This window comes from Rhodococcus sp. 14-2483-1-1 (genome assembly GCF_002259335.1).
GTDB lineage: Bacteria > Actinomycetota > Actinomycetes > Mycobacteriales > Mycobacteriaceae > Rhodococcoides.
In genome coordinates this window covers 17,369-43,908 of sequence record NZ_NPFX01000012.1, presented here as the reverse complement: position 1 = coordinate 43,908, position 26,540 = coordinate 17,369, and the positions used below count along the sequence as shown (strand labels likewise).

The 26,540-nt window shown below is 64.8% G+C and carries 23 protein-coding genes; 9 read left to right on the top strand and 14 right to left on the bottom strand.

From position 1 onward, the window contains the following. Positions 1-196: 196 nt before the first annotated feature. The 12 genes from CH294_RS10790 to cobM form a co-directional block, all read right to left on the bottom strand. Positions 197-1,153: a cutinase family protein gene (locus CH294_RS10790; protein ID WP_032381082.1), complete on the bottom strand. Its 957-nt coding sequence runs from the start codon at positions 1,151-1,153 to the stop codon at positions 197-199. 26 nt (positions 1,154-1,179) lie between these two features. After that, complete coding sequence (locus CH294_RS10785; RefSeq protein WP_032405396.1) at positions 1,180-1,725, bottom strand: DUF732 domain-containing protein; 546 nt, start codon at positions 1,723-1,725, stop codon at positions 1,180-1,182. Between the two features lie 99 nt (positions 1,726-1,824). Then, the gene (locus CH294_RS10780; protein ID WP_094737942.1) at positions 1,825-3,615 is read right to left on the bottom strand and encodes an alpha/beta hydrolase-fold protein; all 1,791 of its coding nucleotides are present in this window, start codon (positions 3,613-3,615) and stop codon (positions 1,825-1,827) included. A gap of 314 nt (positions 3,616-3,929) precedes the next feature. Then, positions 3,930-4,943, bottom strand: a complete 1,014-nt coding sequence (locus CH294_RS10770) for an alpha/beta hydrolase family protein (RefSeq protein WP_052058606.1) — start codon at positions 4,941-4,943, stop codon at positions 3,930-3,932. Between the two features lie 347 nt (positions 4,944-5,290). Then, positions 5,291-6,229 (bottom strand): alpha/beta hydrolase family protein, encoded by a 939-nt coding sequence (locus CH294_RS10765; protein ID WP_170944684.1) that lies wholly within the window; start codon positions 6,227-6,229, stop codon positions 5,291-5,293. Positions 6,230-6,535: 306 nt separating this feature from the next. Then, on the bottom strand, positions 6,536-8,401 hold the full coding sequence (gene zomB / locus CH294_RS10755; RefSeq protein WP_094737910.1) for a flagellar motor control protein ZomB: 1,866 nt from the start codon (positions 8,399-8,401) through the stop codon (positions 6,536-6,538). Then, on the bottom strand, positions 8,379-9,284 hold the full coding sequence (locus CH294_RS10750) for a decaprenyl-phosphate phosphoribosyltransferase (RefSeq protein ID WP_032405400.1): 906 nt from the start codon (positions 9,282-9,284) through the stop codon (positions 8,379-8,381). Before CH294_RS10750 ends, zomB begins: the two co-directional genes overlap by 23 nt. Further along, positions 9,281-9,817, bottom strand: coding sequence for a phosphatase PAP2 family protein (locus CH294_RS10745; protein ID WP_170944675.1), 537 nt, complete (start codon positions 9,815-9,817; stop codon positions 9,281-9,283). Before CH294_RS10745 ends, CH294_RS10750 begins: the two co-directional genes overlap by 4 nt. Continuing rightward, positions 9,795-11,702, bottom strand: coding sequence for a glycosyltransferase (locus tag CH294_RS10740; protein ID WP_032405402.1), 1,908 nt, complete (start codon positions 11,700-11,702; stop codon positions 9,795-9,797). Before CH294_RS10740 ends, CH294_RS10745 begins: the two co-directional genes overlap by 23 nt. Further along, positions 11,699-12,928, bottom strand: coding sequence for a UDP-galactopyranose mutase (glf, locus tag CH294_RS10735; protein WP_052058605.1), 1,230 nt, complete (start codon positions 12,926-12,928; stop codon positions 11,699-11,701). The genes CH294_RS10740 and glf overlap by 4 nt, the downstream gene beginning before the upstream one ends. A 67-nt stretch (positions 12,929-12,995) precedes the next feature. Further along, on the bottom strand, positions 12,996-13,760 hold the full coding sequence (cobF, locus tag CH294_RS10730) for a precorrin-6A synthase (deacetylating) (RefSeq protein ID WP_094737909.1): 765 nt from the start codon (positions 13,758-13,760) through the stop codon (positions 12,996-12,998). Then, on the bottom strand, positions 13,742-14,485 hold the full coding sequence (gene cobM / locus CH294_RS10725; RefSeq protein WP_037152817.1) for a precorrin-4 C(11)-methyltransferase: 744 nt from the start codon (positions 14,483-14,485) through the stop codon (positions 13,742-13,744). Before cobM ends, cobF begins: the two co-directional genes overlap by 19 nt. 181 nt (positions 14,486-14,666) lie before the next feature. On the opposite strand from cobM, the gene CH294_RS10720 reads away from it, so the two are divergent. Next, positions 14,667-16,877 (top strand): N-acetylmuramoyl-L-alanine amidase, encoded by a 2,211-nt coding sequence (locus CH294_RS10720; RefSeq protein WP_094737908.1) that lies wholly within the window; start codon positions 14,667-14,669, stop codon positions 16,875-16,877. 70 nt (positions 16,878-16,947) lie between these two features. Then, on the top strand, positions 16,948-17,841 hold the full coding sequence (locus CH294_RS10715; RefSeq protein WP_212709787.1) for a M23 family metallopeptidase: 894 nt from the start codon (positions 16,948-16,950) through the stop codon (positions 17,839-17,841). Positions 17,842-17,856: 15 nt separating this feature from the next. Here CH294_RS10715 and CH294_RS10710 read toward each other — a convergent pair whose 3' ends face one another. Next, positions 17,857-18,693, bottom strand: coding sequence for a Cof-type HAD-IIB family hydrolase (locus CH294_RS10710; RefSeq protein WP_032405406.1), 837 nt, complete (start codon positions 18,691-18,693; stop codon positions 17,857-17,859). 75 nt (positions 18,694-18,768) lie between these two features. Here CH294_RS10710 and CH294_RS10705 point away from each other — a divergent pair, with 75 nt between their 5' ends. Together CH294_RS10705 and msrA are read left to right on the top strand one after the other, a co-directional pair. Then, positions 18,769-19,800 (top strand): NADP-dependent oxidoreductase, encoded by a 1,032-nt coding sequence (locus tag CH294_RS10705; RefSeq protein ID WP_032405407.1) that lies wholly within the window; start codon positions 18,769-18,771, stop codon positions 19,798-19,800. 55 nt (positions 19,801-19,855) lie between these two features. Beyond that, positions 19,856-20,368 carry a peptide-methionine (S)-S-oxide reductase MsrA gene (gene msrA, locus CH294_RS10700; RefSeq protein WP_032381071.1) on the top strand — a complete coding sequence of 171 codons (513 nt, stop codon included), beginning with the start codon at positions 19,856-19,858 and terminating at the stop codon, positions 20,366-20,368. A 53-nt stretch (positions 20,369-20,421) separates the two neighbouring features. On the opposite strand, the gene CH294_RS10695 is transcribed toward msrA, so the two are convergent. After that, the gene (locus CH294_RS10695) at positions 20,422-21,468 is read right to left on the bottom strand and encodes an NAD(P)-dependent alcohol dehydrogenase (protein WP_094737907.1); all 1,047 of its coding nucleotides are present in this window, start codon (positions 21,466-21,468) and stop codon (positions 20,422-20,424) included. Between the two features lie 95 nt (positions 21,469-21,563). On the opposite strand from CH294_RS10695, the gene CH294_RS10690 reads away from it, so the two are divergent. From CH294_RS10690 to CH294_RS10670, 5 genes are all read left to right on the top strand, one after another. Continuing rightward, positions 21,564-22,145, top strand: a complete 582-nt coding sequence (locus CH294_RS10690) for a TetR family transcriptional regulator (RefSeq protein WP_094737906.1) — start codon at positions 21,564-21,566, stop codon at positions 22,143-22,145. Between the two features lie 80 nt (positions 22,146-22,225). Next, the gene (locus tag CH294_RS10685; RefSeq protein WP_094737905.1) at positions 22,226-23,497 is read left to right on the top strand and encodes a DUF3533 domain-containing protein; all 1,272 of its coding nucleotides are present in this window, start codon (positions 22,226-22,228) and stop codon (positions 23,495-23,497) included. A 19-nt stretch (positions 23,498-23,516) separates the two neighbouring features. Next, complete coding sequence (locus CH294_RS10680) at positions 23,517-24,260, top strand: type II CAAX endopeptidase family protein (RefSeq protein ID WP_037152802.1); 744 nt, start codon at positions 23,517-23,519, stop codon at positions 24,258-24,260. 5 nt (positions 24,261-24,265) lie between these two features. After that, entirely contained in the window at positions 24,266-24,868 is a 603-nt protein-coding gene (locus CH294_RS10675) for a DinB family protein (protein ID WP_094703522.1), read from the top strand. 341 nt (positions 24,869-25,209) lie between these two features. Then, a complete protein-coding gene (locus CH294_RS10670) occupies positions 25,210-26,532 on the top strand; it encodes an HNH endonuclease signature motif containing protein (RefSeq protein WP_094737904.1) in 1,323 nt (440 codons plus the stop codon). The last annotated feature ends 8 nt before the right edge of the window (positions 26,533-26,540 follow it).

Genomic DNA, 26,540 nt, shown 5'->3' with positions numbered 1-26,540 from the left:
GTAGCGGTCTGAAAGCAGCTGGTCGGTAGGGCGCTGGAAGCAGCCGGCCGGAGCCGATCTGCGCAGGTCCAAGGCGTCACTCTAGCCGCTCGCCGGATTGGATCACACCGGCTGGGGGTTGCCGGGCCCAGGTTTGTGGGCGGCAATAGCTAGCGACACGCCGCGTTGTGATGTGTCCGTTATAAACGGCACGTTCTCACGAATGAGCGGGTGTCGGGGCATTCTCGATCAACCCGGCAGCCCATGCCGCCGTCCACTGCGTCGCCGTCGTGCCGGAGCCGTCGACAACAAAACTGTTGTAGGACGCGTGCACGGGATTGCCTGCAGCACCGATCAGAATCTGGATGCTCTGCGGAATGTTGCGCAGCGACAATCCATCCGACGGCGAGGCACAGATCAAGTCCCCGGGTGCGCAGATCTGGTTGGTCCGGTCGTCGAGCGCACCGAACCCACCGTCCCGACGCCCCGTCATGGTGATGCCGGGCAGGTCGAGTCCCCCGAGTGCCACCTCGGCACCGACGCCGTCGAGCGGGCCGGGGACGTCGGTTCCCGAGACTCCGTCGCGTCGACCGTCGGCGATGAGGGTCACCCCGAGTACTCGATCGGCGGAGATGGGGCCGTTACCCGCGCCGATGTCGGACGCGATGTCGCCGGAGATGACCGCGCCCTGGGAGAAGCCCGCGAGCACGAAGTTGGTGAGCGGGCACCGTGCGCTCACATCGGTCATCTTCTGTACGGCAACAGCTTTACCCTCGGTGCGGCTGTTGTTGTAGGACTGCTGACCGTCCGGCGGTAGAGCGATGGGATTCGAGAACTGAGCCACGTACGGCACGGTGTAGACGTCGGCGCGCGATCCGGGGAACTGCTCCTGCAACGGACGCGTGACGTTGAGCATCAGCGACACCGGGTTGGCCGTCGGGTTGTACGGATCGTCGGTGGACGAGGACTCCCAGGTGCCGGGAATGGCGATGACCTGCACGTCGGGGCAATCCGCCGGCTGCGACGTCGGCTCTTCCGGCCCCGGCGGCGGCACCGGAGTATCCGGGCCCTTCGGCAACCGTCCGGCGAGTAGGTACCAGAGGGCGACGATGATCAATCCGATGATCACCGCAACGGCGATCACCGGAAGGATTCTGCGCTTACGCTTGGCCATCGGCGTGCATCTCCATCAGCGTGGATCTATGGCCTGCAGTACGTCGCCTGCGCGGCGGCGATGTAGGTCTGGGCAGCCTGCTGGGCCTGTGTCTCGCTCATCTGCGTTCCGGCCGCACTGGCTTCGACGCCGACGTTCGCGGTGACGTAGGTCGAGATCTCGTCCGCCGCCACACCCTGGGCCTGTGCGGCGCAGATGTAGTTGGCCGTCGAGACCGCGATGTCGCCGTTGCCTGCCGGCGTGATGCCCTGCTTCTTCAGCTCGTCGAGGAAGCTCTGACCGCGATCGTCGATCTGACTCTCGGTCGGGCCCGGGAAGTCGTCCGGAACGGGCTGCGGCTGCTCCGGCGGCGCGGTGGCCGCCTCGCCCGGGCTCGTGGTCGGGGCGGCAGTGGTGCTCTCCGCCGCCGACGTCGTCGAACTCGTCTCGGTTGTCGTCGCGGCTGCTGTGGTGGTGCTCGTCGGGGCCCCGGTGGCCGTCGAGTCGTCACTTCCGCAGGCCACCAGCATCGAGCTCGCTGCCACGGCGAGTACGCCGAGAGACAGAGTTCTGGCCAGAGAGTTACGCGTCATCGATCGAAAATCCTTCGGTCGTCGGGTCGCAGGCGAGCGTACAGCCACGCTCTGAGAGAACTCTGAAGCCGTGACCGACTCCGAAGCACTCTCGAGAGGTCACGGCGCGATCGTCGCCACGCCGTCCTTGACAGTGATGATGCCGAACTGGAAGTTCTGCTGCTTACCGCCACCGTCGATATCGAACTGATCGCTGGTGGGGTAGCCGAGGCGGCCGCCCTCGTAGCCGACCGATCCCCAGGCATCGAAGATCGGACCGTACGGGGTGGACCAGGCACCGCTGAGCGGGCTCCAGTAGATGTTGCCGGTCTCGAACTGGTTGAACCGTCCGCCGTCTCGGATCGGGCCGAGCTCGTTGGACTTGGGGAACCCGAGAGGTCCACTCTCCCAACCCAATTCACCGTACTTACCGAGAATCATGCCCTGCACAGAATGGACTCCCGCATCGGGCGAGGTGTAGATCGCACCGATCTCGAATCCCTGAACCGACCCGGGCTTGTTCGGAGTCACGACCTCGTCGAGCACCGGGTAGCCCAGGGGCCCACCCTCGTAGCCCTGGGCTGCCCACTCGTCGAGCACGGCTCCCTTGACCACGTGCGCTCCGGTCTGCGGCGTGAAGTAGACCATGCCGTTCTGGAAGGCGTTGAACCGTCCACGACCGTCCGGGGTACCGATCTCGCCGGTCTTCGGGAACCCGAGTGCTCCCTCGGGGCCCTTGTTGCCCTGGTAGATGCCACCGATCGCTCCGGCGACGACCTGCGCGCCGGTGTCGGGGGTGAAGAAAACTCGGCCGAACGTGAAGTCCTGAGCGCGTCCACCTGCGACGTTGTATTCCTCGGTCAGGCACGGTCCGAGCCACGAGTTGGCTCCGCTGGCGTTGCCGATCATTCCGGCAGCACTGCACGCGGGCTTGTCCACCTCGACACCGAGCGCGGTGGCGAGCTGCGGCCACAGCTGGTGCAGCTCGAACTGCCAGTACGGCCACGAGTGCGTGCCCGACGGCCGGTAGTTCACCTGAGCCGGGATACCGAGCTGATTGAGCTTGGTGGCGAAGGTCTGCGAGGTCAACCGCGACAGGATCTCGAGGCCCATGCCGGCGTAGTTGGTGCTGACACCCGGGATGGGCGACGGCTGATCGTACGGTCCGGTGGAGCCGTTGCCACTGGAGATGTAGAGGCTGACGCCCTTCAGCTTGTCGGCGAGCAGGTACGGATCATGTTGTGCCCACAGGGAATTGGACGGCGATCCCCACATGGCGCTGGAGCTGTAGCCGCCGGCGTCGGTCATTGCGTACTGGATGGCCTGCGGCATGCCGAGCGAGGTGGTGGTCAGGATGCCCGAGAGCGAGCCGGCGAACTTGAAGAAACCGGGGTTACGCGCTGCAAGGAACATCGCCGAGGTGCCACCCATCGACAGACCCACGACGCCGCGGGTGTCGGTGCTGCGCCAGTCCTTGGCCAGGATCGGCGGGAGCTCCTTGGTCAGGAACGTCTCCCACTGGTAGTTCTTGCCGTTGTCCTGGTCGACCCAGTCGGAGTAGAAGCTGGACTGGCCACCGATGGGGAGGACGACGTTGACGTTCTTGTCGGCGAAGTACGACTCGGCGTCGGTCTCGGCCGTCCAGCCGTTCTCCTGATCGGTCGCGCGCAGGCCGTCGAGCATGTATACCTGCGGGAACGTCGCCTGCGGGTTGATGTTCCAGTCACGGGCGAGCAGCAGCTGAACCTGGATCGGCGTACCCATCGAGGGCGACTGGATCCACAGCGCGACGCGGCGATCGGACAGCCAGTCCACGGACGTCACCGTGGCACCGGAGGTCTGGGTGTAGGCGGGTCCGGCGTGTGCAATCGGAGCTGCGGCCGCAACCGTTGTCGTCGCGAAGGGGATCATCAGCGCGGAGGCGACGGCCAGTGCTGCTGCCGCTCGCCCGGCCCGTGTGCCGGCCGATGGGATTCGACCGAACCGAACAAGCCCAGTGCGCATGATGGTGACTCTCTTTCGACGTGAACTCTCGAAGGTCTCGTTAGGAGACATGCTTCGTATGTCTTTCTACACGTGCCGGATGGCGACGGACAGCAGACGCGCTGTGACTGATGGTGCGATTGTGAACAGAGGTGATGGATTCGATCCCGCCGAAACCGAAGAATGCCGCCCTGCGTTGGTGCGCAGGGCGGCATTCTCCGAGCATCGATTACCTGTCGAGATCAGGCGTTGAGCGCGTCCAGGATCTGGGTGCGAGCCTTCCACAGCTCGGCTCCCCAGTACGGCCAGGCATGGATTCCGTTCGACGGGAAGCTGTACGTGGCCGGGATGCCGAGAGTGTTCATCCGGATCTGGAATGCACGGGTGTTGGCGAGCGAGAGCGCCTCGAGAGCCATGCCGTTCGCCGTGTTGTAGAAATCGATCGGCGCGGCAGGATGGTCGAACTCGCCGGGCAGACCGCTGGCTGCCGAGATGTACAGCGACAGGCCCTGCAGACGCGGTGCGAAGACGAACGGGTCGTTACGCAGCCACGCCGGGTTCCACGGCGGTCCCCACATGGAGTCGACGTTGAAGCGACCTGCGTCGAGCATCGCAACGCGGATGGCCTCGCGCATACCGGGCGCGGAGATGTTCAGGTAGCCCGAGAGCGAGCCGGCGAACTTGAACTGATCCCGGTGGTACGCCGCGAGCGTCAGAGCCGCGGAACCACCCATGGACAGTCCGAGGACACCGTTGTTGCTGCGCGAGACACCGTAGTTCTCGAGGAACGCCGGGAGCTCCTGCGTCAGGAACGTCTCCCACTTGTAGGTGACTTCCTGGCCGTTGAAGTTCGACGAGGTGTACCAGTCGCTGTAGAAGCTGGACTGACCACCGACGGGCATGACCAGGGTCACGTCGTCGTTGGCGAACTGGTCCTGCGCGTTGGTCTCGAACGTCCACGCGTTGCGGTCGTCGCGGGCGCGCAGGCCGTCGAGCAAGTAGAGAGCAGCATTTCCGCCACGAGCGGCCCACTGAACCTGAACCTTGATGGGGCCCATCTCGGACGGAACGATCAGATCCTCGCGGCCACCGGCCGGAGTCTGGTGCACGACGGACGCCGGTGCTGCAACAGCGACGGCTCCGCCGACCACACCGGCTGCGATGGGCAGAACGAGCGCTGCTGCGCTGACGCCGAGCAGGCGCTGACGCCAGCGTGAGGAGGCCTTCGGTGTACTGCTGAGGCCGGCAAATCGCATGGAATGGTGCTCTCTCTCATCTACGCGGTCTCCGCTGTCGTAGCGGCCCCCGGCAATCGAACAGGGCGAACTGGTGGCCCCGTGAGGCCGAGGTGGAGCTGGGGATGCTGACAAGACCGAAGCCTCGAGAAGCTGAGGTTCTGCTGAGAACAGGAGAACCGCTCGATGGAGGTTATTCCATCGAGCGGTTCCAAGGCAAAACTGTGATCAGCGTCGCAGTTTCATCTCGCCGTTTCCCCGAAACAGGAGACTATCCTGCGTCGTCCCCGCTGAACAGCCCTGAAAAGTCGTGAGTTGTCACTAGGGGCCGAAAAGCGGGCGAAACGACCGAAACGTTGTGCGGCCGGTCAGTTACCGATGTTGGCGCTGAGGTCCGGAGCCATGACACGAATCTGCTCGCCCCAGTAGCCCCACTGGTGGGTACCGACGGCCGGGAACGCGTAGGTGACGTTGTTGGCACCGATACTCGCCATGCGGATCTGGAAGGCGCGGCTGTTCGCCAGAGCGATGGCCTCGAGGCCCATGCCGTTGGCGGTGTTGTAGTAGTCGATGAAGCTCTGCGGGCGATCGAGTCCGCCGGGCAGACCGCTACCTGCGAATACCCAGACACGCGTTCCGTTGTCGCGCAGACGAGGTGCGAAGACGAACGGATCGTTGCGCAGCCACGCCGGATCCCACGGCGGTCCCCACATCGCGTCGATGTTGTAGCGACCGGAGTCCAGCAGCGCCAGACGCATCGCTTCGCGCATGCCCGGTGCCGAGATGTTCAGGTAGCCGGACAGCGAGCCCGCGTAGCTGAACTGGTCGGGGTGGTACGCGGCGAGCGTCAGAGCGGCCGAGCCACCCATCGAGATACCGATGACACCGTTGCGGTTGGGGTTGAAGCCCCAGTTGGCGCGCAGGTTCTCACGCAGGTTCTGCGTCAGGAAGGTTTCCCACTTGTAGGTGGTCTGCTGACCGTTGAAGTTCGACGGTGCGTACCAGTCGGAGTAGAAGCTCGACTGTCCACCGACCGGCTCGACGACGTTGATGTTCCACGAGGCGAGAACTGCTCCGGCGTCGGTCTCGTGCTCCCAGCCCGAGATGTCCGTCGTGGCGCGCAGACCGTCGAGCAGGTAGACGACGCGGTTGGTGTTACCGTCCGCTGCCCGCCACACCCGGCTCTTGATCGGGCCCATGCTCGAGTCGGTCCAGACGTCGATGGCATTGCCGTCGAAGGCCGCGTTGGCAGTTGCGCCACCGCCCGCTACAGCCAATCCCAGTGGGAGGACCACCGCCATCAGCATGGACGTGGCGGCGCGGCGTCCCCATGACCCCGCTCGCTTGTCCGCCCCACGCTCATCCACGGACCGGCTCTTCCATCTACCCAGCATGCACTCGACCTCTCAGCTGCTTCGTCGTCACATCGGTTACGCAATCAACGCTTGATCTCGCAAGTTCATCATGTCTGTCGATCGGCCGTACAGGTCGTTCGCATACACATCCTTCGCACATATCGCGCGAAGTACGACCGCCGTTACACGATTGAGATAGCTCATCTTGGCGTCGAGATCTATTCGGCGCAACCCGGTGACTCTTTCGTGTCCTGACATCTAATTATCGGCTTTCAATATCGGAGCCGGAAGATCACATCGCTGTATTTCGTACTTGGGCACTCGGTCGAATCGATATCCCGCGTAGAAGAACGAGCGTTTGAGATTCCGGACGAACAATTGCTTCGTCAACGGCGCTCGATACGACGCCATCAATTCCTCGGTATCGGGGCAGGTCAGTGCCACCTGAGCTTCGGTGACCCAGTCCTCGTCCATGTACCAGGGGAGGTACGGGTGGATCCCGACGAGTCCGAGGTCGGCCACCACCCAATCCGGGTACAGGTTCTTGTCGTGCCCGATCCGGCCGTTCTCGAGCCGCTCGGTGTGCGACGCCAACGGGTACGCCAGTCCCATCTGATCGATGACCCGCACGTCGAGGCCGACGTTCATGCTGGTCATTCCCAGGTTGAGGAAGTAGACGGTGTGACCGAACCCACCGTCGGGAATGGGCAGCGGCGGCGGGACGACGTCCCAGTAGGTGAACTGCGCCGACGGCAGCAGCAGGCCACCGTCCGGGGTGTCCTCGATCGCCTCGACCATCGCGCGCATCCGCGGGTAGTCGAGATAGTCCGAGGCGAGAATCGGATGCGCGTGCCCGGTGTTGAGCGAGTAGAAGGCACGTTCGTCGACGATGCCGCTTCGGCCGACGATCGAGCCCTGCGGCATCCCCGTCGTATTCGCGGCCGCGACGGCCCAGACGACGATGCCGACCCACACGAGAACATCGGCGACGAATACCGCAGTCGCCCGGTCTGCAGACCAGCGTTTCGGTAGGGCAACGGGCAACACCGAAATCGGCAACAACAGCGTGAACAATGCCGGTAACAACGTGCGCCCGTGCATGAAATCGCCGCCGACACGAATGGCGTACACGGCGAGGACGAAACCACTGATCAATGCGAACACGACGACGGCAGTGGGCGTCCTCAGCGCCGCAAGCCAATCGTGGAGCGACCGTGGCAAAGACAGCCGAATTCGCGACACCGACAGCGCCGCTCCGACCACAAGAAGCGCGAGAGGCAACCACAGCAGGTACGGCCCCACCAGGTTGGACAGGTACGCGAATCCCTGCGACCACTTGGCTCCGCCCGCATCCTTCGATACCGCGGTGTTGGGGTACGGCAGGCCGTAGTACCCCATACGCCAGATCTGGTAGAGCACCGGAACCGCTCCGGCGACGGCGAACACCCGGATCCTGGACAGCCAGCTCTGCGGAGCCAGGAAGATCATCGCCAGCGCGAACACGGCCACGATGGACAGTTCCGGACGCACCAGCGGGCCGAGACCGGCGAAGAAAGCCAGCCCGAGCAGTTCGACGCCACCGCCGCGGCGCTGGCCCCAGCGGACCATCAGCAACCACAGCGTCGCCAGCCAGAAGATGACCAAGCAGGTCTCGAGCCCGGACGTTGCGAAGTCGCGGGCGGGGGGAACCGCGATGTAGACCAGGACTCCTGCGGGGAGGAACAGAGTCCGCGTCGCGGTACGACCCCGAAGGGCGAACGTGCCGATCATCGCGATGACGACGGCAGCGGTGGACAGGACGAGTGCGATCGTCAGAACCACGTACTCGAGGCGTCCGTCGCTCAGCCAACTGCCCGCGTACACGAGGTAGGTCCAGATGGTGCTGGTGTTGGTCTCGACGCGCTCGCCCGCGTTGAACACCGGGCCGTTGCCGGCCAGCAGGTTGCGGACGGTGCGCAGCACGATCAAGCCGTCGTCGGCGATCCAGCGGCGCTCCCACGCACCCCAGAGGAACAACGCTCCGGTGACCACGGCCCCGACCCAGAAGACGGGCCTGGTGATCGATCCCCGAGCGGAGTCCTCCTCCCGCGTATCTCGCTGGTCAGGCGAGGTAGACAGCGACACCAACCACTCCGATCCACGCTATGGCGAGTAGCTGCAGAACCCTGTCTCCCAACGCGATCTCTTCGGGTTCGCCTGCCTCGCCGCCATCGACATCCACTGCGTATCGCAGGATTGCGATGGTAAACGGAATCATCGAGATGGCGAACCAGTTGGCTCCCGTGCCCGCATCCTCCTGGAAGGCCCAGAGGCCGTAACAGATGACGACGGCCGTCGCCGACAGCGTCCAGACGAATCGCAGGTAGGTCGTGGTGTAGTTCTCGAGCGATTTGCGGATCTTCGCCCCGGTTCGCTCGGCGAGCTGCAGCTCGGCGTACCGCTTACCGGCCGCCATGAACAGCGATCCGAACGCCATGATCAGCAGGAACCACTGCGAGAGCGGGATCGAGGCAGCGACGCCACCGGCGATGGCGCGGAGCAGGAAGCCGGACGAGACGATGCAGATGTCGAGCACGGCCTGGTGCTTGAGGCCGAAGCAGTACGCCAGCTGGACCGCGATGTACACGCCGATGACCAGGGCGAGCTTCCAGTTGGCGATGAACGACAGTCCGATGGCCAGGCCGAGGGACACGACGGCCATTCCGTAGGCGACGTTGACCGGAAGGACACCAGCAGCGATCGGACGGAACCGCTTGGTGGGGTGTGCGCGGTCGGCCTCGACGTCGAGCGCATCGTTGACGAGGTAAATGCCCGAGGCGGCGAAGCAGAACACGATGAACGCGAGCGCGACGGACAGCAGCACGTCGCGATCGGTGACCGAGCCTGCCGCCAGCGGCGCAGCCAGTACCAGGACGTTCTTGACCCACTGACGCGGACGAAGCGCCTTGACGATGCCGTCCGCCAGATTCTTCGGCGGTGCGCCTACGGGTGCGGCATCCTCGCTCATTTGTCTCCTTCGAACTTCACGACGGCCGCAGCCGTCAACGCGCCGAGTGCCGATCCGGCCAGCACATCGGTGGGGTAATGGACTCCGAGCACCAAGCGCGAGAGCAGCATGGGTGGGACGAGGACCGCCGGTAACGGTAGCCCGGTCACCCGGCCGAGGAGAACCGCGGCCGCTGTGGTGGATGTCGCATGCGACGACGGGAAGCTCAGCTTGCTGGGCGTCGAGACGTTGATGCGTACGGCCGGGTCGTGGGGACGCGGCCGCCGCACGATGCGCTTGATGACGATCGACGCGGCATGCGAGCCGACGGCCCCGACGGCCACCGATGCCCACTGACGCCGACGCGGCGCGTCCAGTGCAGCACCGATTCCGGCGATCGCAACCCAGCCGAGTGCGTGTTCGCCGAAGTGCGACATGCCACGCGCGACGGTGATCGCGCCGGGTGCGCTGCCGACGGTGCTCTGCACCTTCTCGAGGATTCGGACTTCCGTCGGCACCTCGGTCTGGCCTTTACGCCTGGTAACGAAAGACACGTTCCCACGTTTCCTTACTGGTCAGGTGCGGCACGGCATCACGGTATCGAGCTTTGAGTGCGGGGAATTCGGCTGCCAACTGCTTGCGCAACGACAGTGCTTCCTTGAGCAACGCGGCGGCCTGCGCGCGGTCGCGCTTGCGGTAGACGACGCCCCGGCCGTCGGCGGTGGTGACGGTGACGCCGTCGACCTGGGAGAGCAGGAACCAGCGCGCGTCGAGAGTCGGAACGTTGAGCTGCGGACGCTCGTGATGCTGCTCGTGCGCAGGCTTGACGTTGTGGAGCAAGCCCTTTGCCAGACGACGGACCTTGGAGATCGGGTTGCTCGGCAGGCCGACGGCTCCGACTTCCTCACCGGATGCGAGCGGCAACTCCGTGGAACTGCCGACGACGACGGCGTCCGGGAATTCCTTGCGCAGTGCGTGCACCGTCGGCAGCGCCGTGGGCAGGATCTCGAGGATGTGCTCGGGACCGGCCAGGAAGTCACGGATCGCGAGGTTCTGAATGGCGACCGTCGAGTACTCGAGGCACAGCAGGTGCTTGACGGTGGCCTTGATGGTGTCGAGCACCAGGCCTTTGCCGTCGCCCGGCATGTGCAGGGACGCGACCACGAGGCGGTTGCGCAGGTGGAAGTACGCCTGCCAGTCGATGGCGTCGTCCTTGTCGCTCCACGCCATGTGCCAGATCGCCGCACCCGGCAGGGTCACCGTCGGGTAGCCGGCATCGCGTGCGCGCAAGCCGTATTCGGCGTCGTCCCACTTGATGAACAGGGGCAACGGCTGCCCGAGTTCCTCGGCGACGACGCGCGGAATCATGCACATCCACCAGCCGTTGTAATCGACGTCGATGCGGCGGTGCAGCAGTTTGCTGGTGCGCAGCGGATCCTCGGAGAAGTCGTGGTCGTATTCGACGTTCTGCGCGCCGGTCCACATGAAGTTGCTGCGATCGATCACTTCACCCATGACGTGCAGGTGACTGCGCGCCTGCAGGTTCAGCATCTGGCCGCCGACGAGCGTGGGCACCTTGGCGAACCGTGACATCGCCAACGCCCGCAGAATCGAATCGGGCTCGATCTCGATGTCGTCGTCCATGAACAGAATGTGTTGGCAGGCAGTGTTGTTCAGTGCCTCGTACATGATGCGGCTGTAGCCACCGGAGCCGCCGAGGTTGGCTTGGTCGTGGATGGCGAGTCGCCCGCCGAGGGCTGCTGCGGCCTCGTCGAACCCGGGCTCGTCCTTGGCCTTGCGGGTGCCCTGATCCGGCATGATGACGGCCTGGATCACGTCGAGAACCAACGGATCCGAGCCAAGGGCCACAAGCGCTTTGACGGCGTCGGTCGGACGGTTGAACGTGGGGATGCCGACGGCAACCGTGGCCTCGCCCGGTGCCTCGATCGGGGCGTACCAGCCCGCGCTCTCGAGCACCACCTCGGAATCGGAGGTGATGTCGAACCAGATCCAGCCGCCGTCCTCGAACGGACCGAGGTCGATCAGAAACTCCTGCGCCGCATCGCCGTCCACGGCTTCACGGCCCTCGACGTGGATGCGCGACGCGTCGGCCTTGGACCGGTAGACGTCGATTCGGCAGTGTCCGGAGACCTCGACGCGCAGCACCACGGACTTCAGGATGCTGTAGCGCCGCCAGTAGCTCGCCGGGAAAGCATTGAAATAGGTACAGAACGACACCTCGGACTCGGAGCCGATCGTGACCGAGGTCCGCGAGAGCGAGTGTGCCCGTTTGGCATTGGTGAGCGCTTCTTCGAGGTACAGCGTGCGCACGTCGAGCGGCTCGCCCGAGCGGGGCAGCAGTACTCGTTGCAGCAGTGACTTGCCGAGCACCGGGGCCACGTCGGCAACACCGTCGGCGAGGAGATGTTTGGCGGTCACTTGTCGCCTGCCAGGGGTGCGCCGGTCTCGAAGTGCGGGGCCAGAGTGTTGTCGTACATGTTCAGTGCGCTGGCGATTGCCATGTGCATGTCCAGGTACTGGTACGTCCCGAGACGCCCACCGAAGAGCACGCCGCTGGAGGCTGCTTCGGCCTTGGCGCGATCGCGGTATGCCTCGAGCTTGCTCCGGTCGTCGGGAGTGTTGATCGGGTAGTACGGCTCGTCGCCGCTCTTCGCGAAGCGGGAGAACTCGCGCATGATGACCGTCTTGTCGGTCGGGTACTCGCGCTCGGGGTGGAAGTGACGGAACTCGTGAATACGAATGAACGGCACGTCGCCGTCGTTGTAGTTCATCACCGGCGTGCCCTGGAAGTCACCCGTCGGCAGCACCTCGGTCTCGAAGTCGATTGTGCGCCAACCGAGTTCACCCTCGGAGTAGTCGAAGTAGCGATCCAATGGGCCGGTGTACACGATCGGGGCGTTCGGGCTCTCGGCCACGATCTGCTCCCGCACGTCGAACCAGTCCGTGTTCAGCCGGACCTCGATCTTCTCGTCGGCGGCCATCTTCTCGAGCCACGCGGTGTAGCCGTCGACGGGCAGTCCCTCGTAGGTGTCGTTGAAGTAGCGGTTGTCGAATGTGTAGCGCACCGGCAACCGGGTGATGTTGCCCGCGGGCAGATTCTTCGGATCGGTCTGCCACTGCTTGGCGGTGTAGTCCCGGATGAACGCCTCGTACAACGGACGCCCGATCAACGAGATCGCCTTCTCCTCGAAGTTCTGCGCGTCCTTGGAGTCGAATTCGTTGGACTGCTCTTCGATGAGAGCCCGCGCCTCGGCCGGCGAGAAGTACTTGCCGAAGAACTGCGAGATGAGGCCGAGGCCCATCGGGAACTGATACGACTGGCCCTTGTGGAGAGCGAAGACGCGGTGCTGGTAGCTCGTGAAGTCGGTGAACTGGTTGACGTACTCCCAGACCCGCTTGTTCGAGGTGTGGAACAGATGCGCGCCGTACTTGTGGATCTCGATGCCCGTCTCGGGCTCGGCCTCGGAGTACGCGTTGCCACCCAGGTGATGCCGACGATCGAGCACAAGAACACGCTTGCCCAGCTGGGACGCCGCCCGTTCGGCCACGGTCAGTCCGAAGAACCCGGATCCGACGACGATCAAGTCGTATCGGCCGGTCGCGGAGGCGTCGGAAGAGGTGGTCTCGGAGCTCACAGCAGTCACGGGCAACCAGGGTATCCGACGATCGTGACCGCTCTACCCCACCAGGCATCGGTCGGCCGGTCGGGTGTCACGGGGTCAGGCGTCGGAGCAGGTACGTGTCCATCACCCAGCCGTGTGCCGCTTTGACCTCGTCGCGGGCGCGGCGGATGTCTGCCAACACGTCGTCGAGTGGCCCCGCCACCAGCTTCTCGTCGACCGTGCCCAGGTTGGCACCCCAATGAATGCCCCACCCCGCGCCGGTCAGCGCGCTGCAGGCCAGGTTGCCGTCGAGCATGACCACCAGGTTGTCCAACCCGGTAGCGACGTCGCCCGCCAGGTTCCTGCCGGTGGTGATGACGATCGGTCCGCCGATGCGATTGAGTACGAGCCGGTGACTCGCAGCCAGCATCGACACACTGGAGATGCCCGGTGTGACATCGAACTCGATGTCGCCGCGCATGGCAGCCAGCCGCTCGACGACCCGAATAGTGGAGTCGTAGAGCGCGGGGTCTCCCCAAACGAGAAACCCGACGACGGTGCCCTCCGCGAGACCGTCGAGCACGTCGGCGTACGCGCGGGCGCGGGCGTCGTGCCAGTCGAGGACGGCGGTCTCGTACTCCCGGGGAGACCGATCGCGCGGTGGATCGGGCACCTCGATGACCTGGTAGCTGCCACCGTGGTGGCGCTCGAGGATCTCCTGCCTGGCTGCTGCAAGATCGCCGACGGACGCACCCTTGTCGGCCACGATGAACACGTCCACGGCCCGGAGCTTCTCGACGGCCTGCACCGTCACCTGGTCCGGATGTCCGCCGCCGATGCCGATCAGATGAATCTTCACGAGCGGTCCCGGCATGCGTCGTACAGATGCGATTCGGCGACGACGCGTCGAGCCAGGGCGGGCCCCACCAGGATGACTGCGGCCTGACGCAGGCCCGCGGCCTCGACCTGATCGGCGATATCACCCAGGGTGCCGCGCAGGATCAGCTCGTCCGGCTTGCTGGCGCGGAAGACGACCACGGCGGGGCAATCCGGCCCGTAGAACTCGGTGAGCTCGTCGGCGATGAGTCGGGTGCGGGTGATCGCCAGGTGCAATGCGAGCGTCGCGCGGGTGGCGGCGAAGTTCTTCAGCGCCTCGGTGTCGGGCATCGCCGTCGAGCGAGCCTGCGCGCGGGTGAGCACCACCGATTGCGTCACCTCGGGGACCGTCAGCTCGACGCCCAGTGACGCGGCAGCAGCGGCGTAGGCAGGCACGCCGGGGGTGACGTCCCAGGGCACGCCTGCGGAGTCGAGTCGGGCGGACATCTCCGCCAGCGCGGAGTAAAGGGACGGGTCCCCCGAACACAGGCGGGCGACGTCCTCCCCGCGCTCGTGCGCAGCGACGAGTTCGGCGGTGATGGCGTCGAGGTCCAGCTTCGCCGTGTCGACCAGGCGCGTACCGGCCGGGCAGTGTTCGAGAATCGCGTTGTCGATGTAGGTACCGGCGTAGACGCAGACCGGGCTGGAGCGCAGAAACTCGACGGCCCGCAGCGTGAGTAGGTCCGCAGCGCCTGGTCCGGCTCCGATGAAGTGCACAGTCACAGCTGGAAAGCGTAGGTGACATGTCCGACGCGCCGCGCCACTGGAACTTCCCGGCTGTGGCTAACTGTCAAGCTAAGGTTTAGCCTTGTGTCTGATGGGACTCATGTTGCTGATGTGATTCGTGATGTTCAGCAATCGAGATCCTACGACGCGTACCTACCAACAACCAGGGAGTACCGCCTTGCCGAACCGTCGAACGAAGCCGTCGATCGTTCTCGGTGCTGTCGCACTACTCGCCGTCGCGACCCCCTTTGCGGTCGCCGGCCTCACCGACAGCACGACAACCGGAGTTCGACCGGCCAACGAGACAACCCCGGTCACCGTGCCGACCACGATCGTCGAGACCGCACTCAGCGCAGCACCGGACATCGTGATTCCGCTGCAGGAGCTCACCGGCCTGCCGCTGCCCGATCTGCGGCTCTCCGATCTGAAGTATCTGCCGCTGCCGGATTCCATCGTGATCCCGCCGATCCAGATCCCCGACATTCCGGGCCTGACCACGCCGGCGCCGGGGAACGCGACCGCGCAGGCACCGATTCCCCGGGTGGACGCATCGGCACCGGTCAACCCCGAAGCTGCCGACCCCACCGGGCCGCCGCTCGGTGCGGCAGTCAAGGAAATCTCGCAGGACACCCCGTTCAGCATGGTGGCGTTGACCTCCGAGGAGCTGAACGGCGCGTCTGCACAGGTTCGCCGGCAGCTCGAGGACGGATCCTGGGGACCGTGGCTGCAGACCGCACCGGTCGACAGCACTGCCGACGACTCCGTTCCCGCTGCGGGAAAGCAAGGTACCGAACCGATCTTCGTCGGACTGACCAAGGCCGTGCAGGTGCTGCTGACGCCTCTGACGAGCAGTGCCGCTCCCGAAAGCTTTGCGGCTGCACCTGTTCCCGAGGTTCCGGTCGTCGAGCTGCCCGCTGCTGACGCGCCTGCCGAAGCTCCTGCTGCAGATGCGCCTGCCGCCGAGGCTCCCGCTCCCGCCGCCGCGGAACAGCCCCTCGGCTACACCCCGGCGTCGTCGAGCAAGCCACTGCGCCAGCAGGATCCGGCTCCCGTGGACCCCGCGGCCCCGATCGAGCCTGCTCAGCCCGAGGCTGCACCGGAGAGCTCGGCCGAGCAGTTGGCCTCGGCAGTGAACGACATCAGTGCCGTACTCATCACTCCCGGCACGTCCCCGGCCGACTCCGCACTCAGCGACCTCGCCACTCCGGTGGCGGGCGACGCGGGCCCCAAGGTCATCACCCGCGCCCAGTGGGGTGCCGACGAGTCGATCCGTTGCGCCACACCGACGATCGACGACTTCATCGGCGGTGCCACCGTGCACCACACCGCGGGCAGCAACGACTACTCCAAGTCCGAATCGGCCGAGATCGTCCGAGCCATCTACGCGTACCACGCGCAGACGCTCGGCTGGTGCGACATCGGCTACAACGCTCTCGTCGACAAGTACGGTCAGATCTTCGAGGGCCGCGCCGGTGGCCTGGACAAGCCGGTTCAGGGTGCCCATGCGGGCGGGTTCAACGAGAACACCGTTGGTGTCGCCATGATGGGCGACTACTCCACCGAGGATCCCTCGCAGGAGACCGTCGACTCGGTCGGCAAGTTCCTCGGCTGGAGACTCGGCAAGGCCGGTCTGGATCCGAAGGGAACCACGACGATGACCTCCGAGGGAACGGATTTCACGTTCATCGGCAAGGGCAAGACCGTCGACCTGCCGGTGATCTTCGGGCACCGCGACGTCGGCAACACCGAATGCCCCGGTGACGCCGGGTACGCCCGGCTCGGCGAGATCCGCGACATCGCGGCTGCCAACCTCGGCGGCGGGGATGCCACACCGGCGTCACCCGATACGACCGACACCGCTCCCGACACCGCGGTGACCGACCCGGCTCCGTCACGCCCGGGCACCGACGTCAGTTCGACTCTCGGCGAGAACATCCCGGCGCTGGTCGCCGAGCTGCAGCGTCTGGCTGCGACCAGCCCCGTCGCGCAGAAGTGGTTGGCCTCGGGCGGCGAGACCGGCTCACTCGGTGTGCCGGTGAGCGGCCTGGTGCAGGTGAGCGGCGGCCGTGAGAAGGCGCAGTTCCAGAACGGCGAGATCATCACCAACATGGCCGGTCAGGCTGTGGCCGTCATCGGCAAGATCTTCCAGCAGTACCTGCAGCAGGGTGGCGTCGACGGCGTCCTCGGTCTGCCGATCACCGACGAGTTCAAGGTGCCGGAGGGCTTCCGGACGGACTTCGAGAACGGTTCGTTGATCTTCAACGAGCTCACCGGAATCGTCACCACGGTGATCAAGACGTACAACGACACCTACAACGCGGAAATGCAGAACCCCGCTGCGGCACCGGTGGAACCGGCACCCGCACCGGAGCCTGCACCCGCGGGCTGACATTCCCGCGAAAGGGCCGAGTCACTGTGGTGACTCGGCCCTTTCGCGTTGGGATGGGTACCGTGACGTGATGTCTACGCGGACGCGCTTCGTGTTGTTGTCCTCGATCCCCCAGCTGGTGTGGCTCGTGCTCGTCACCGTAGCCGCCGTCGGGTGCTGGACGGCCGAGAACGGCGGCCGGTGGGCCGGATCTCTACTGCTGATGTTCGCGACGTTCCTGTTGGCGTACTTCTTCTCGGTACCGTCGTCGACGACGTTCGGCATTCCGTACGTTCCGATCAGCGCGATGCTGTTGGTGGTGTGCGCGGTGTCGGCCGTGCGAATCGACGACTGGACCGCCGGTTTCGACACCGGCTCCTTCTCGTTCGAAGCGGTGCTCACCGCCTGTGCCGTCGCGGCTACGGTTGCGAGTCGCCAACGTGCCGTGCGTGATTCGACGACTCTCCGGTTGCACTTTCCGGTCGCCGGTGGGCGGTGGGAGGTGGCCGCAGGCGAGGGCAGACTGTTCAATCATCACTGGGAGGCACCACTCCAGCGCGCGGCACTGGATCTCGTCGAGGTCGATCGTCGTGGTTCCTCGCATCGCGGGGTTCTCGCCGGATGCGACGAGGACTACTACGCCTTCGGTTCACCCGTGCACTCCCCCGTCGACGCCGAGGTGCTCAGGTGCGGCGACGGCCTGAACGACGGCGAGCTCAACCCGGCGAAACCGGCGGGAAATCACGTGGTGCTGGGAGCCGGGTCGGAGGAGATTCTGATCGCGCACCTGAAGAAAGGAAGCGTCGCTGTCACCGCGGGGCAGCGCGTGCAGGCCGGCCAACTGCTGGGAGTCGTCGGGAATTCGGGCAACTCGACCGAGCCGCACCTGCACATTCACGCCCAACGGGACGGACGGGCGGTGCGCATCGTGTTCGACGACGTCCGCGGACGGATGTGGCCGGGTCGACGCGTCATCCGCCCCTGATCCGGCGGCGACGCGTCACCACCAGCGTTCGAGAACCTGCGCCACTCCGTCTTCTGCGTTGGTGACGGTCTGTTCGTTCGCCGCCGCGACGGCAGCGGGGTGTGCGTTACCCATCGCAACGCCGAGTCCGACCATCGACAGCATCGGCACATCGTTCGGCATGTCACCGAAGGCGACGATGTCCGATACGTCGACCGACAGCGTCTCGGCCACCTTGGCCAGGCCCGACGCCTTGGTGATCCCCGGGGCCGACAGCTCGATGAGTCCGTTGTCGGTGGAGAACGTCAGGTCGGCGCGACCGGAGATCAGCGGCGAGAGAATGTCGGCCATGTGGCCGCTGGTGGATCCCGAGAGCCGGATCAGTAGCTTCACCGCGGGGACGTCGACGACGTCGTCCTCGGTCATCTCGACGTTGTCGGGGTTGAGCCACGCATGCTCGTAGCCGGGCGAACTGACGAACTGCGGTGTGGCCGAGTCGTGTGCGGTCTGCCCCACTCGCTCGGCGGCCAGACCGCAGCCGGGCAACGCGCGGTAGGCGACGTCGGCCAACCACTGCAGCGTCTCGACCGACAACGTCTCGGCGCTGAGCACCCGATCGGTCGCCGCGTCGTAGATCACCGCACCGTTGGCGCACACCGACATCGGTGCGTAACCCAACTGGTCGACGACGGGTTGAATCCATCGCGGCGGCCTGCCGGTGGACAGCACGAACGGGACTCCGTCGGCCACTACGGCCGAGACGGCACGCTTGGTGCGTTCGGTGACGCGTTCATGCTGGTCGAGCAAGGTGCCGTCGACATCGCTGGCAACGAGTCGGGGGGCGAGGCGGGTGGTGTTCGGCGCGTTGGTCATCGTGACGTCATTCTGCCCTAGTGTCGAAGTGCCCTGTTTTCGACATGCACGTCTTCGATGTGGAAGGAACGGTAGATGACATCTGTGAACCGTCAGATCCGATTGGCTCAGCGCCCGGTGGGACGTCCCGACGACTCGACGTGGGATCTGACCGAGGAGCCGATTCCTACCCCGGGCGACGGCGAGTTCGTCGTCACCGTCGACTACGTCTCTCTCGACCCGGCCATGCGCGGCTGGCTCAACGATGCACGCTCGTACGTGCCGCCCGTCGGTATCGGCGAGGTGATGCGCGCGCATGCCGTGGGACGGGTGTTGGAATCGCATCACCCCGATTTTGCTGTGGGAGAGATCGTTTCGGGCTCGTTCGGCGTCACCGAGCATGCACTGTCGGACGGCACAGGAGTGCAGAAGGTCGACGAATCCGTCGCACCGGCACCCACGTGGCTCGGAGCCCTCGGCTTCCCGGGATTGACGGCATACTTCGGCCTGATGGACGTCGGCAAGCTGACCGAGGGCGATACCGTCGTCATCTCGGGAGCCGCGGGAGCCGTCGGCAGCATCGCGGGTCAGATCGCGAAAGCCAAGGGAGCCACCGTGATCGGCATCGCCGGCGGTCCCGAGAAGTGCGCATGGCTCACCGAAGAACTGGGTTTCGACGCGGCGATCGATTACAAGAACGAGTCGGTGTACAAGGGCCTGAAGGCCGCCGCACCGAAGGGCATCGACGTGTACTTCGACAACGTCGGCGGCGAGATCCTGGACGCGGCTCTGTCGCGTCTACGCAAGGGCGCGCGAGTGGTGTTGTGCGGAGCCATCTCCGGTTACAACGCCACCGATCCGCAGCCCGGGCCTGCGCACTACCTGTCCCTGCTGATCAATCGCGCATCGATGACCGGCTTCATCATCTTCGACTACCTCGATCGGTACCAGGAAGGCATCGAGGCCCTGTCCGAACTGCTCACCAGCGGCAAGATGACCGCACGGGAGCAGATCGAGATCGGCGGCGTCGCCGCCTTCGGATCGACACTGAACCTGTTGTTCGACGGTGCAAACACCGGCAAACTGGTTCTCGAGGTCGGCGAACGCCCCCACGACTCGGAATTATGACGGCCGCTCGTTCGTTGGACACCATGTATCGACCGATAGAGCACAAGGAGTAACGATGTCTGCAGCCACCGAAACCGCCATCCTCGCCGGAGGGTGCTTCTGGGGAGCCGAGGAGCTCGTCCGCAAGCTTCCGGGAGTCGTCTCCACCCGCGTCGGATACACCGGCGGCGAGGTTCCCAACGCCACCTACCGCAACCACGGCAACCATGCCGAGGGCCTCGAGGTCGTCTACGACCCCACCCAGACGTCCTACCGCGATCTGCTGGAGTTCTTCTTCCAGATCCACGATCCGTCCACCAAGAACCGTCAGGGCAACGACATCGGTGCCAGCTACCGATCGGCGATCTTCTACCTGAACGACGAGCAGAAGCGCGTCGCCGAAGACACGATCGCCGACGTCGACGCGTCGGGACTGTGGCCGGGCAAGGTCGTCACCGAGGTGACTCCGGCAGGAGACTTCTGGGAGGCCGAGCCCGAGCACCAGGACTACCTGCAGAAGTACCCCGAGGGATACACCTGCCACTGGGTACGTCCGGACTGGAAGCTGCCGCGTCGGGCAACCGCCTAGGAGCGGCTGCGCCGCATGTGAGTGGAACTTCGACCCCTGCTACGAAGTTCCGCTCACATAGGTTGGCCGCGTAGATCCGACATATCGAGTACGAATCTGTACCGAACGTCGTTGGCAGCCAACCGGTCGAAAGCGTTGTTCACCTGAGCGGACGGCATCGTCTCCACGTCGGCGACGATGCCGTGTTCGCCGCAAAAGTCGAGTAGATCTTGGGTGTATCGGCGTCCACCACTGCCCGCCGACGCCAGACTCTTTCGGCCGATCAGTAAATCCAGGAAATCGACCGTCGTAGAGCCGAGATAGCCGACGGTGCACAGTGTTCCGTCGAGTGCGAGGCAGCGCAGGTACGGTGCGAGATCGTGCTCGACGGGCACGCAGTCGATGATCAGATCGAGACCACCTGCCAGTGCGTTCATCGCGGCATCGTCGGTCGAGACGACAGTGTGATGAGCCCCCAACTTCTGCGCATCGGCGACTTTGTTTGCGCTGGTGGTCAATACGGTGACCTCCGCCCCGAGTGCGCGACCCAGCTTGACCGCGAGATGGCCGAGGCCCCCGATCCCAGCTATCCCCAACCTGACGCCAGGGCCGACGTTCCAGCGACGCAACGGCTCCCACACGGTGATGCCGGCACACATCAGGGGTGCCACCGCCGCCGGGTCGAGGTTGTCCGGGCGGTGGTAGACGAACCGATCGCGAACCACGTACTCGTTGGAATACGCACCGCGAGTGGTAGTTCCGTCGTGTCGGTCGCGCCCACCGTAGGTCAGTGTCGGGAACTCTCGACAGAAATTTTCCTGACCCACCGTGCACATATCGCACCGACCGCACGAGTCGACGATGTTGCCGACGGCCACCGCATCGCCGACGGCAAAGTCCGTGACTCCGGAGCCGATCTCGGTCACCTCCCCGACGAACTCGTGCCCGGGCACCACCGGAAAGTCACCGGGATTCCGCGTCGAGTGCAGATCGGTGTGGCACACCCCGCAGTATGTCACCCGAACGGCAACGTCGTCGTCGCGAAGATCCCGCCGGTCGAACGTCCACCGCTCGAGTGGCGCAGTCTCGTCGACAGCTCGGCATCCGGTAGCTGTTCGCATGTTCGCATCCCTTCAAAAGTAACCAACTGGTTGGAAACAGTAGCGTCCGGCGAGATAGTTTTCAACCAACCAGTTGGAAATGTATGGTTTTACGCATGGGCAATTCGGCTGCTACTCGCGCTCGGCTGCTGGCCGCCGCCACCGAGGAATTTGCGACGCACGGCATCGCCGGAGCACGGGTGGACCGAATCGCGGCGGCGGCCGCGTCGAACAAATCGTTGATCTACAGCTATTTCGGCAACAAGGACACCCTGTTCGACGTCGTCTTCGACACGCGAGTCGACACCGATATCGAGAACATCGCCTTCACTCCCGAAGACCTGCCCGGGTACGCGGTGAAGCTCTACGACATGTACCTCGGCGACCCCACGCTGGTACGCCTGCTGACGTGGGCCCGGCTGGAGCGAACCCCGGCCGGGCCGCTGTTCGACCGCAGACCCGGACACGACGACGAGAAATTCGCCATGATCGCCGACGCCCAACGAGACGGACTGCTGGTGGACGACGTGGACGCCGCAGACATCTGGTCGATGCTGATCGCCTTGGCCGGCACGTGGGCCCAGGCGGCGATCATCCACACCGCCGACAGCAACGAGCCCGTCGCCGACCACGACCGACGACGGGCCGCCCTTGCCGCCACCGTCCGGCGGGCGTTCTGTCGATCCCCGGGTGGGTGAAGCATCGGTCGAACTAGCGCGCACGGGGGAGCCGAACTTGCGACACTGATCCGGTGACCTCCGACAGAACCCCTCGGTCGATGGCCGACGTCCTGCGTTCGCCGCGTTTCTGGCTCGCGCCCATTCTGGTGGTATCGGCACTGATGTCGTTCCTCGCGGCCCTGTATCTGGGCGGCGTTCTCGATCCCCGAGGCAACTTGCACGACCTGCCCATCGCGATCGTCAACCAGGACGAGGGCGACACCCTCGCGGGCGAGCAACGCAGTATCGGCAACGACATCGTCGACGGCTTGATCCAGAACGTCGACTCCGAGAAGGTCGCTTTCCGCGAGGTCGGCCCGGCACAGGCCGAATCGCTGCTGTCCACTGCGGAGGTCTACGGCTCCATCGTCATCCCCAGTGATTTCACCAAGAGAATGGGAATCCTGGCGCAGGCGAGTGTGATTCCCGGCGATGTCGAGAAGCCGGTCATCACGGTGTACACCAATCCGCGGGCGGGCAGCTTCGGGATGTCGCTCGTGACCGGAGTGGCCACTCCTGCATTCGAGTCGGTGAATCAGACCGTGGGCCAACAGATATCCGATCAGGTTCGCCAGCAACTCGGCGACACTCCGCTGGCGGGCGCGAGCGCACTGACGTTGGCGCAGCCGATCAATGTGATTGTTGCCCAGCATGATCCACTGCCCGACGGTACCGGCGGTGGCCTGTCGGCGTTCTACTACGCGCTGCTGCTCGTCTTGGCGGGGTTCACCGGTGCCACCATTGTCAGCACCCTCGTCGACGGACTGCTGGGGTTCACCCCCACCGAGATCGGCCCGAAGTACATTCACCGCGGACCCACCCAGATCAGCCGGTTCCAGACCCTGCTGGTCAAGTGGCTGGTGATGTTCGTTCTCGCCATGCTCGTATCGGGCCTGTACTTGCTGATCAGCCATCTGCTGGGCATGCCCATCACCCATGCATGGACCCTGTGGATGTACGGCGCGTTCGCGATCACCGCCGTCGGATTCACGGCGCTAGCGGTGATGTCGGCATTCGGCACAGCAGGGTTGCTGATCAACTTGGTCGTTTTCATCATCCTGGCACTGCCGTCCTCGGGCGGCACGATTCCCCTCGAGGCGAGCCCGCCGATCTTCACGTGGCTGGCACAGTTCGAGCCGATGCATCAAATCTTCCTCGGCACCCGCTCGATCCTGTACTTCAACGCCTCGCCTGACGCCGGCCTGCTGCACTCGGTGGGTATGACGTCTCTCGGGCTGCTCATCGGGCTCGTGTTCGGCCTGCTGTTCACCCTTCTCTACGACCGCAAGGGCCTCGACAGAAGCCTCGATTCTCCGGGCGTTATCAGCTGACGCCGGTACACTCGATCCAATGCTTGCTGTTGACCCGGCCGGAAGCGTGGCACCAAGACGTGCCTTCCACGCTTACCTCGACGTCGCCATCGTTGTGCTCGTACTCGTGGGCACCAACCTCATCGCGCACTTCACCACGGCGTGGGCCAGTATCGCGACGGTTCCTATCGCCGCAGTTCTGTTGGTCGTTCTCTCGAACCGACGTGGCCTGGGCTGGGCCGAATTGGGCCTGTCACCGAAACAGTGGAAGACGGGTTCGCTGTACGCGCTGGGAGCCGTCGGAATCGTCCTCACGGTCGTCGCGATCGGCGCGTTGCTGCCGTTGACCCGCCCGTTCTTCATGGCCGATCGGTATGCGACCGTCTCGGCCGCGGTGGTCGCGTCGATGATCGTCATTCCACTGCAGACCGTAATCCCGGAAGAGCTCGCGTTCCGCGGGGTTCTGCACGGAACGCTGGGCCGGATCTACGGCGCACGGGGCGTGTTCGCGGCAGGATCGCTGCTGTTCGGACTGTGGCATATCGCGTCCTCGCTGGGCCTGACGGCGGGCAACGTCGGCCTCAGTGGGTTCCTCGGCGGTGGCCTGTTCGGGCAGATCGTCGGCATCGGACTGGCTGTCATTGCAACGGCCGCGGCGGGCGTGGTCTTCACGTGGCTGCGCAGCCGCAGCGGAAGTCTCATCGCACCCATTGCCCTGCACTGGTCGTTGAACGGACTCGGCGCATTGGCTGCCGCCCTCGTGTGGCACGCATCGATGAACTGATACCGATGAAAGACGATCTGCACCAGTACCTTCGCATCGCACGCCAGAACATGGTGTGGAAACTCGACGGCCTGACCGAATACCAGAAGCGTCGGCCGATGACGGCGACCGGAACGAATCTCTTGGGTCTCGTCAAACACCTGGCGATCGTCGAGTACGGCTACTTCGGACTCACGTTCGGCCGCGAGTTCCCACCTCGTTTCGCGGAGCTGGAGGCATCGGCCACGGCCCGCCTCAATGCAGACATGTGGGCCACGGCCGATGAGTCATCCGAATCCATAATCGCCTTGTACCGCGAGGCCTGGACGTATGCCGACAAGACCATCGATTCACACGACCTGGACACAGTCGGACGCGTCCTGCACTGGCCGTTGGAGAAGCAAGAAGTCACGTTGCATCGCGTGCTGGTGCATATGTGTATCGAAACGAATCGACATGCCGGACACGCAGACATACTGCGCGAATTGATCGACAACTCCGTTGGACTGCGCCTCGGCAACGAGAACATGACCGACGGCGATGCAGCGTGGTGGGCGCAATACCGATCCGAGCTGGAAACAGTTGCGCGAGCAGCTGATCCAAGCTCTTCCGACGATATGACGGATTGACCTACGAGTTCGTTCGAGACGGAGACTCCCATGGATTCCAGTCGTACCGAAGAATCTATCCGGACATCTTTTGCCGACGACTCCCCGGCTACGGATTGGCGGTTTGTGATGCAGCAGAGTCCGAGATCTGGAGCAGACCGTTCGATGACGCAAGCTTCAGCGATCGACCGCCGAAAGCGTGTGGGTAAGCCGCAAGGGCGATAGATCGCACGTGTACGACTGCGTGGCGGGTCGATACCACGGGCCACCGACAAGTTTGATCTCACGAATCCTTGTGCAGGGCAATAGTTTTCGATTCGACTATCATTGCCAGCCGAACGCACGTTCGATACACTTAACCCATGACCACGGAGATCTGGCAACTGAGCGAGGCAGAACTCCTCGCCGACGCTGCTGATGTCTCCCACCGAATCCAGTTGATGGAAGCCCGACGTATCGCCCTCGTAGGCGAGATCGACACCCGCGTCTCCCGCGAAAAGCTCGGCTTCCCCGGCCCTGCCGGCTGGCTCACCTCCACCACCCTGCTCAGCCCCAGCAAAGCCACCAAAATCGTCGCCCTCGCACGCGGACTGAAGAACTTCCCCGACATCGCCGACGCCGTGAACACAGGCGTCATGTCCGTCGACCATGCCGCTCTGATCCTCGCCTTCGCCGAAACACCACCGAAGCACCTCCCCCAAGAAGGCCAGGACATCGCCCGCGCCGCCATGATCAAGGCTGCGACCGGACCACAAGCGCGCGCCGGCCGCATCCGCGAAGCGATCACCAAACTCGAGGACACCTTCGGCAGCAAGAAACCACCCCCCGAGGACACCGACCGCAACGAACTCTTCGCCTCGAAAACCTTGAACGGGCGATTGGTGCTCAAAGCCGACTTCGATGCTGTCACCGGAGAAAAACTCCTCGCCGCGCTCTCGCCGTTGACCGAACCCCGCCCCGCCGCCGACGGCACCCAAGACGACCGCAGCCCCGCCCTACGCCGCGCCGAGGCGTTCGGACACATCCTCGACCGCTACCTCGCCTCCAGCAACCGACCCACCGAAGGCGGGGAGAAGCCGCACGTCAACCTGCACATCAGCCTCCGCGATCTCACCGACCTCCGCAGCACCATGAACGCCGACAGCGACTCTGACTCTGAGAATGGCAGCACCGCAACCGAATCCGACAACAACAGCCGGCCAGCTACCGCCGATCGTGGCGCGTATCGGGACCTGTTCGGCGACGGCACCACCGTCGGGTGGCTGCCGTGGATGGGACCACTCTCCCGCGAGACGTCCCGCCAACTGGCCTGCGACTGTCTTCTCACCGCCATCGTCATGGACGAGAACGGCTCCCCGATCAACCTCGCCCGCACCGCCCGCACCGTCACCGCCAAACAGAAACGCGCCCTCACCGCCCGCGACCACGGGTGCGCCTTCCCTGGCTGCGGAAAACCCGCAGCCTGGACCGAAGGCCACCACATCTGGCACTGGACCGACGGCGGACCCACCGACATGAACAACCTCGTCCTACTGTGCGGATTCCACCACCGACTGATCCACCGCAGTGACTGGGAAGTGTTCATCGGCACCGACAACCACCCGTGGTTCATCCCACCAGCCACCGTCGACCCGTACCGACAACCCAGACAATCCCACGCCCGAGCCGGCCCCCACATCACATAACCACCCAC

Excerpts from the sequence above, each read along its gene's own strand:
- CH294_RS10690 (WP_094737906.1), top strand. The coding sequence starts at position 21,564 with ATGGGCAATTCGGCTGCTACTCGCGCTCGGCTGCTGGCCGCCGCCACC.
- CH294_RS10675 (WP_094703522.1), top strand. The coding sequence starts at position 24,266 with ATGAAAGACGATCTGCACCAGTACCTTCGCATCGCACGCCAGAACATG.
- CH294_RS10710 (WP_032405406.1), bottom strand. The coding sequence starts at position 18,693 with ATGACCAACGCGCCGAACACCACCCGCCTCGCCCCCCGACTCGTTGCC.
- CH294_RS10680 (WP_037152802.1), top strand. The coding sequence starts at position 23,517 with ATGCTTGCTGTTGACCCGGCCGGAAGCGTGGCACCAAGACGTGCCTTC.
- CH294_RS10670 (WP_094737904.1), top strand. The coding sequence starts at position 25,210 with ATGACCACGGAGATCTGGCAACTGAGCGAGGCAGAACTCCTCGCCGAC.
- msrA (WP_032381071.1), top strand. The coding sequence starts at position 19,856 with ATGTCTGCAGCCACCGAAACCGCCATCCTCGCCGGAGGGTGCTTCTGG.
- CH294_RS10705 (WP_032405407.1), top strand. The coding sequence starts at position 18,769 with ATGACATCTGTGAACCGTCAGATCCGATTGGCTCAGCGCCCGGTGGGA.
- CH294_RS10685 (WP_094737905.1), top strand. The coding sequence starts at position 22,226 with ATGGCCGACGTCCTGCGTTCGCCGCGTTTCTGGCTCGCGCCCATTCTG.
- CH294_RS10770 (WP_052058606.1), bottom strand. The coding sequence starts at position 4,943 with ATGCGATTTGCCGGCCTCAGCAGTACACCGAAGGCCTCCTCACGCTGG.
- CH294_RS10750 (WP_032405400.1), bottom strand. The coding sequence starts at position 9,284 with ATGAGCGAGGATGCCGCACCCGTAGGCGCACCGCCGAAGAATCTGGCG.
- cobF (WP_094737909.1), bottom strand. The coding sequence starts at position 13,760 with ATGCCGGGACCGCTCGTGAAGATTCATCTGATCGGCATCGGCGGCGGA.
- CH294_RS10715 (WP_212709787.1), top strand. The coding sequence starts at position 16,948 with ATGTCTACGCGGACGCGCTTCGTGTTGTTGTCCTCGATCCCCCAGCTG.
- CH294_RS10785 (WP_032405396.1), bottom strand. The coding sequence starts at position 1,725 with ATGACGCGTAACTCTCTGGCCAGAACTCTGTCTCTCGGCGTACTCGCC.
- CH294_RS10695 (WP_094737907.1), bottom strand. The coding sequence starts at position 21,468 with ATGCGAACAGCTACCGGATGCCGAGCTGTCGACGAGACTGCGCCACTC.
- CH294_RS10790 (WP_032381082.1), bottom strand. The coding sequence starts at position 1,153 with ATGGCCAAGCGTAAGCGCAGAATCCTTCCGGTGATCGCCGTTGCGGTG.
- CH294_RS10780 (WP_094737942.1), bottom strand. The coding sequence starts at position 3,615 with ATGATCCCCTTCGCGACGACAACGGTTGCGGCCGCAGCTCCGATTGCA.
- CH294_RS10765 (WP_170944684.1), bottom strand. The coding sequence starts at position 6,229 with ATGCTGATGGCGGTGGTCCTCCCACTGGGATTGGCTGTAGCGGGCGGT.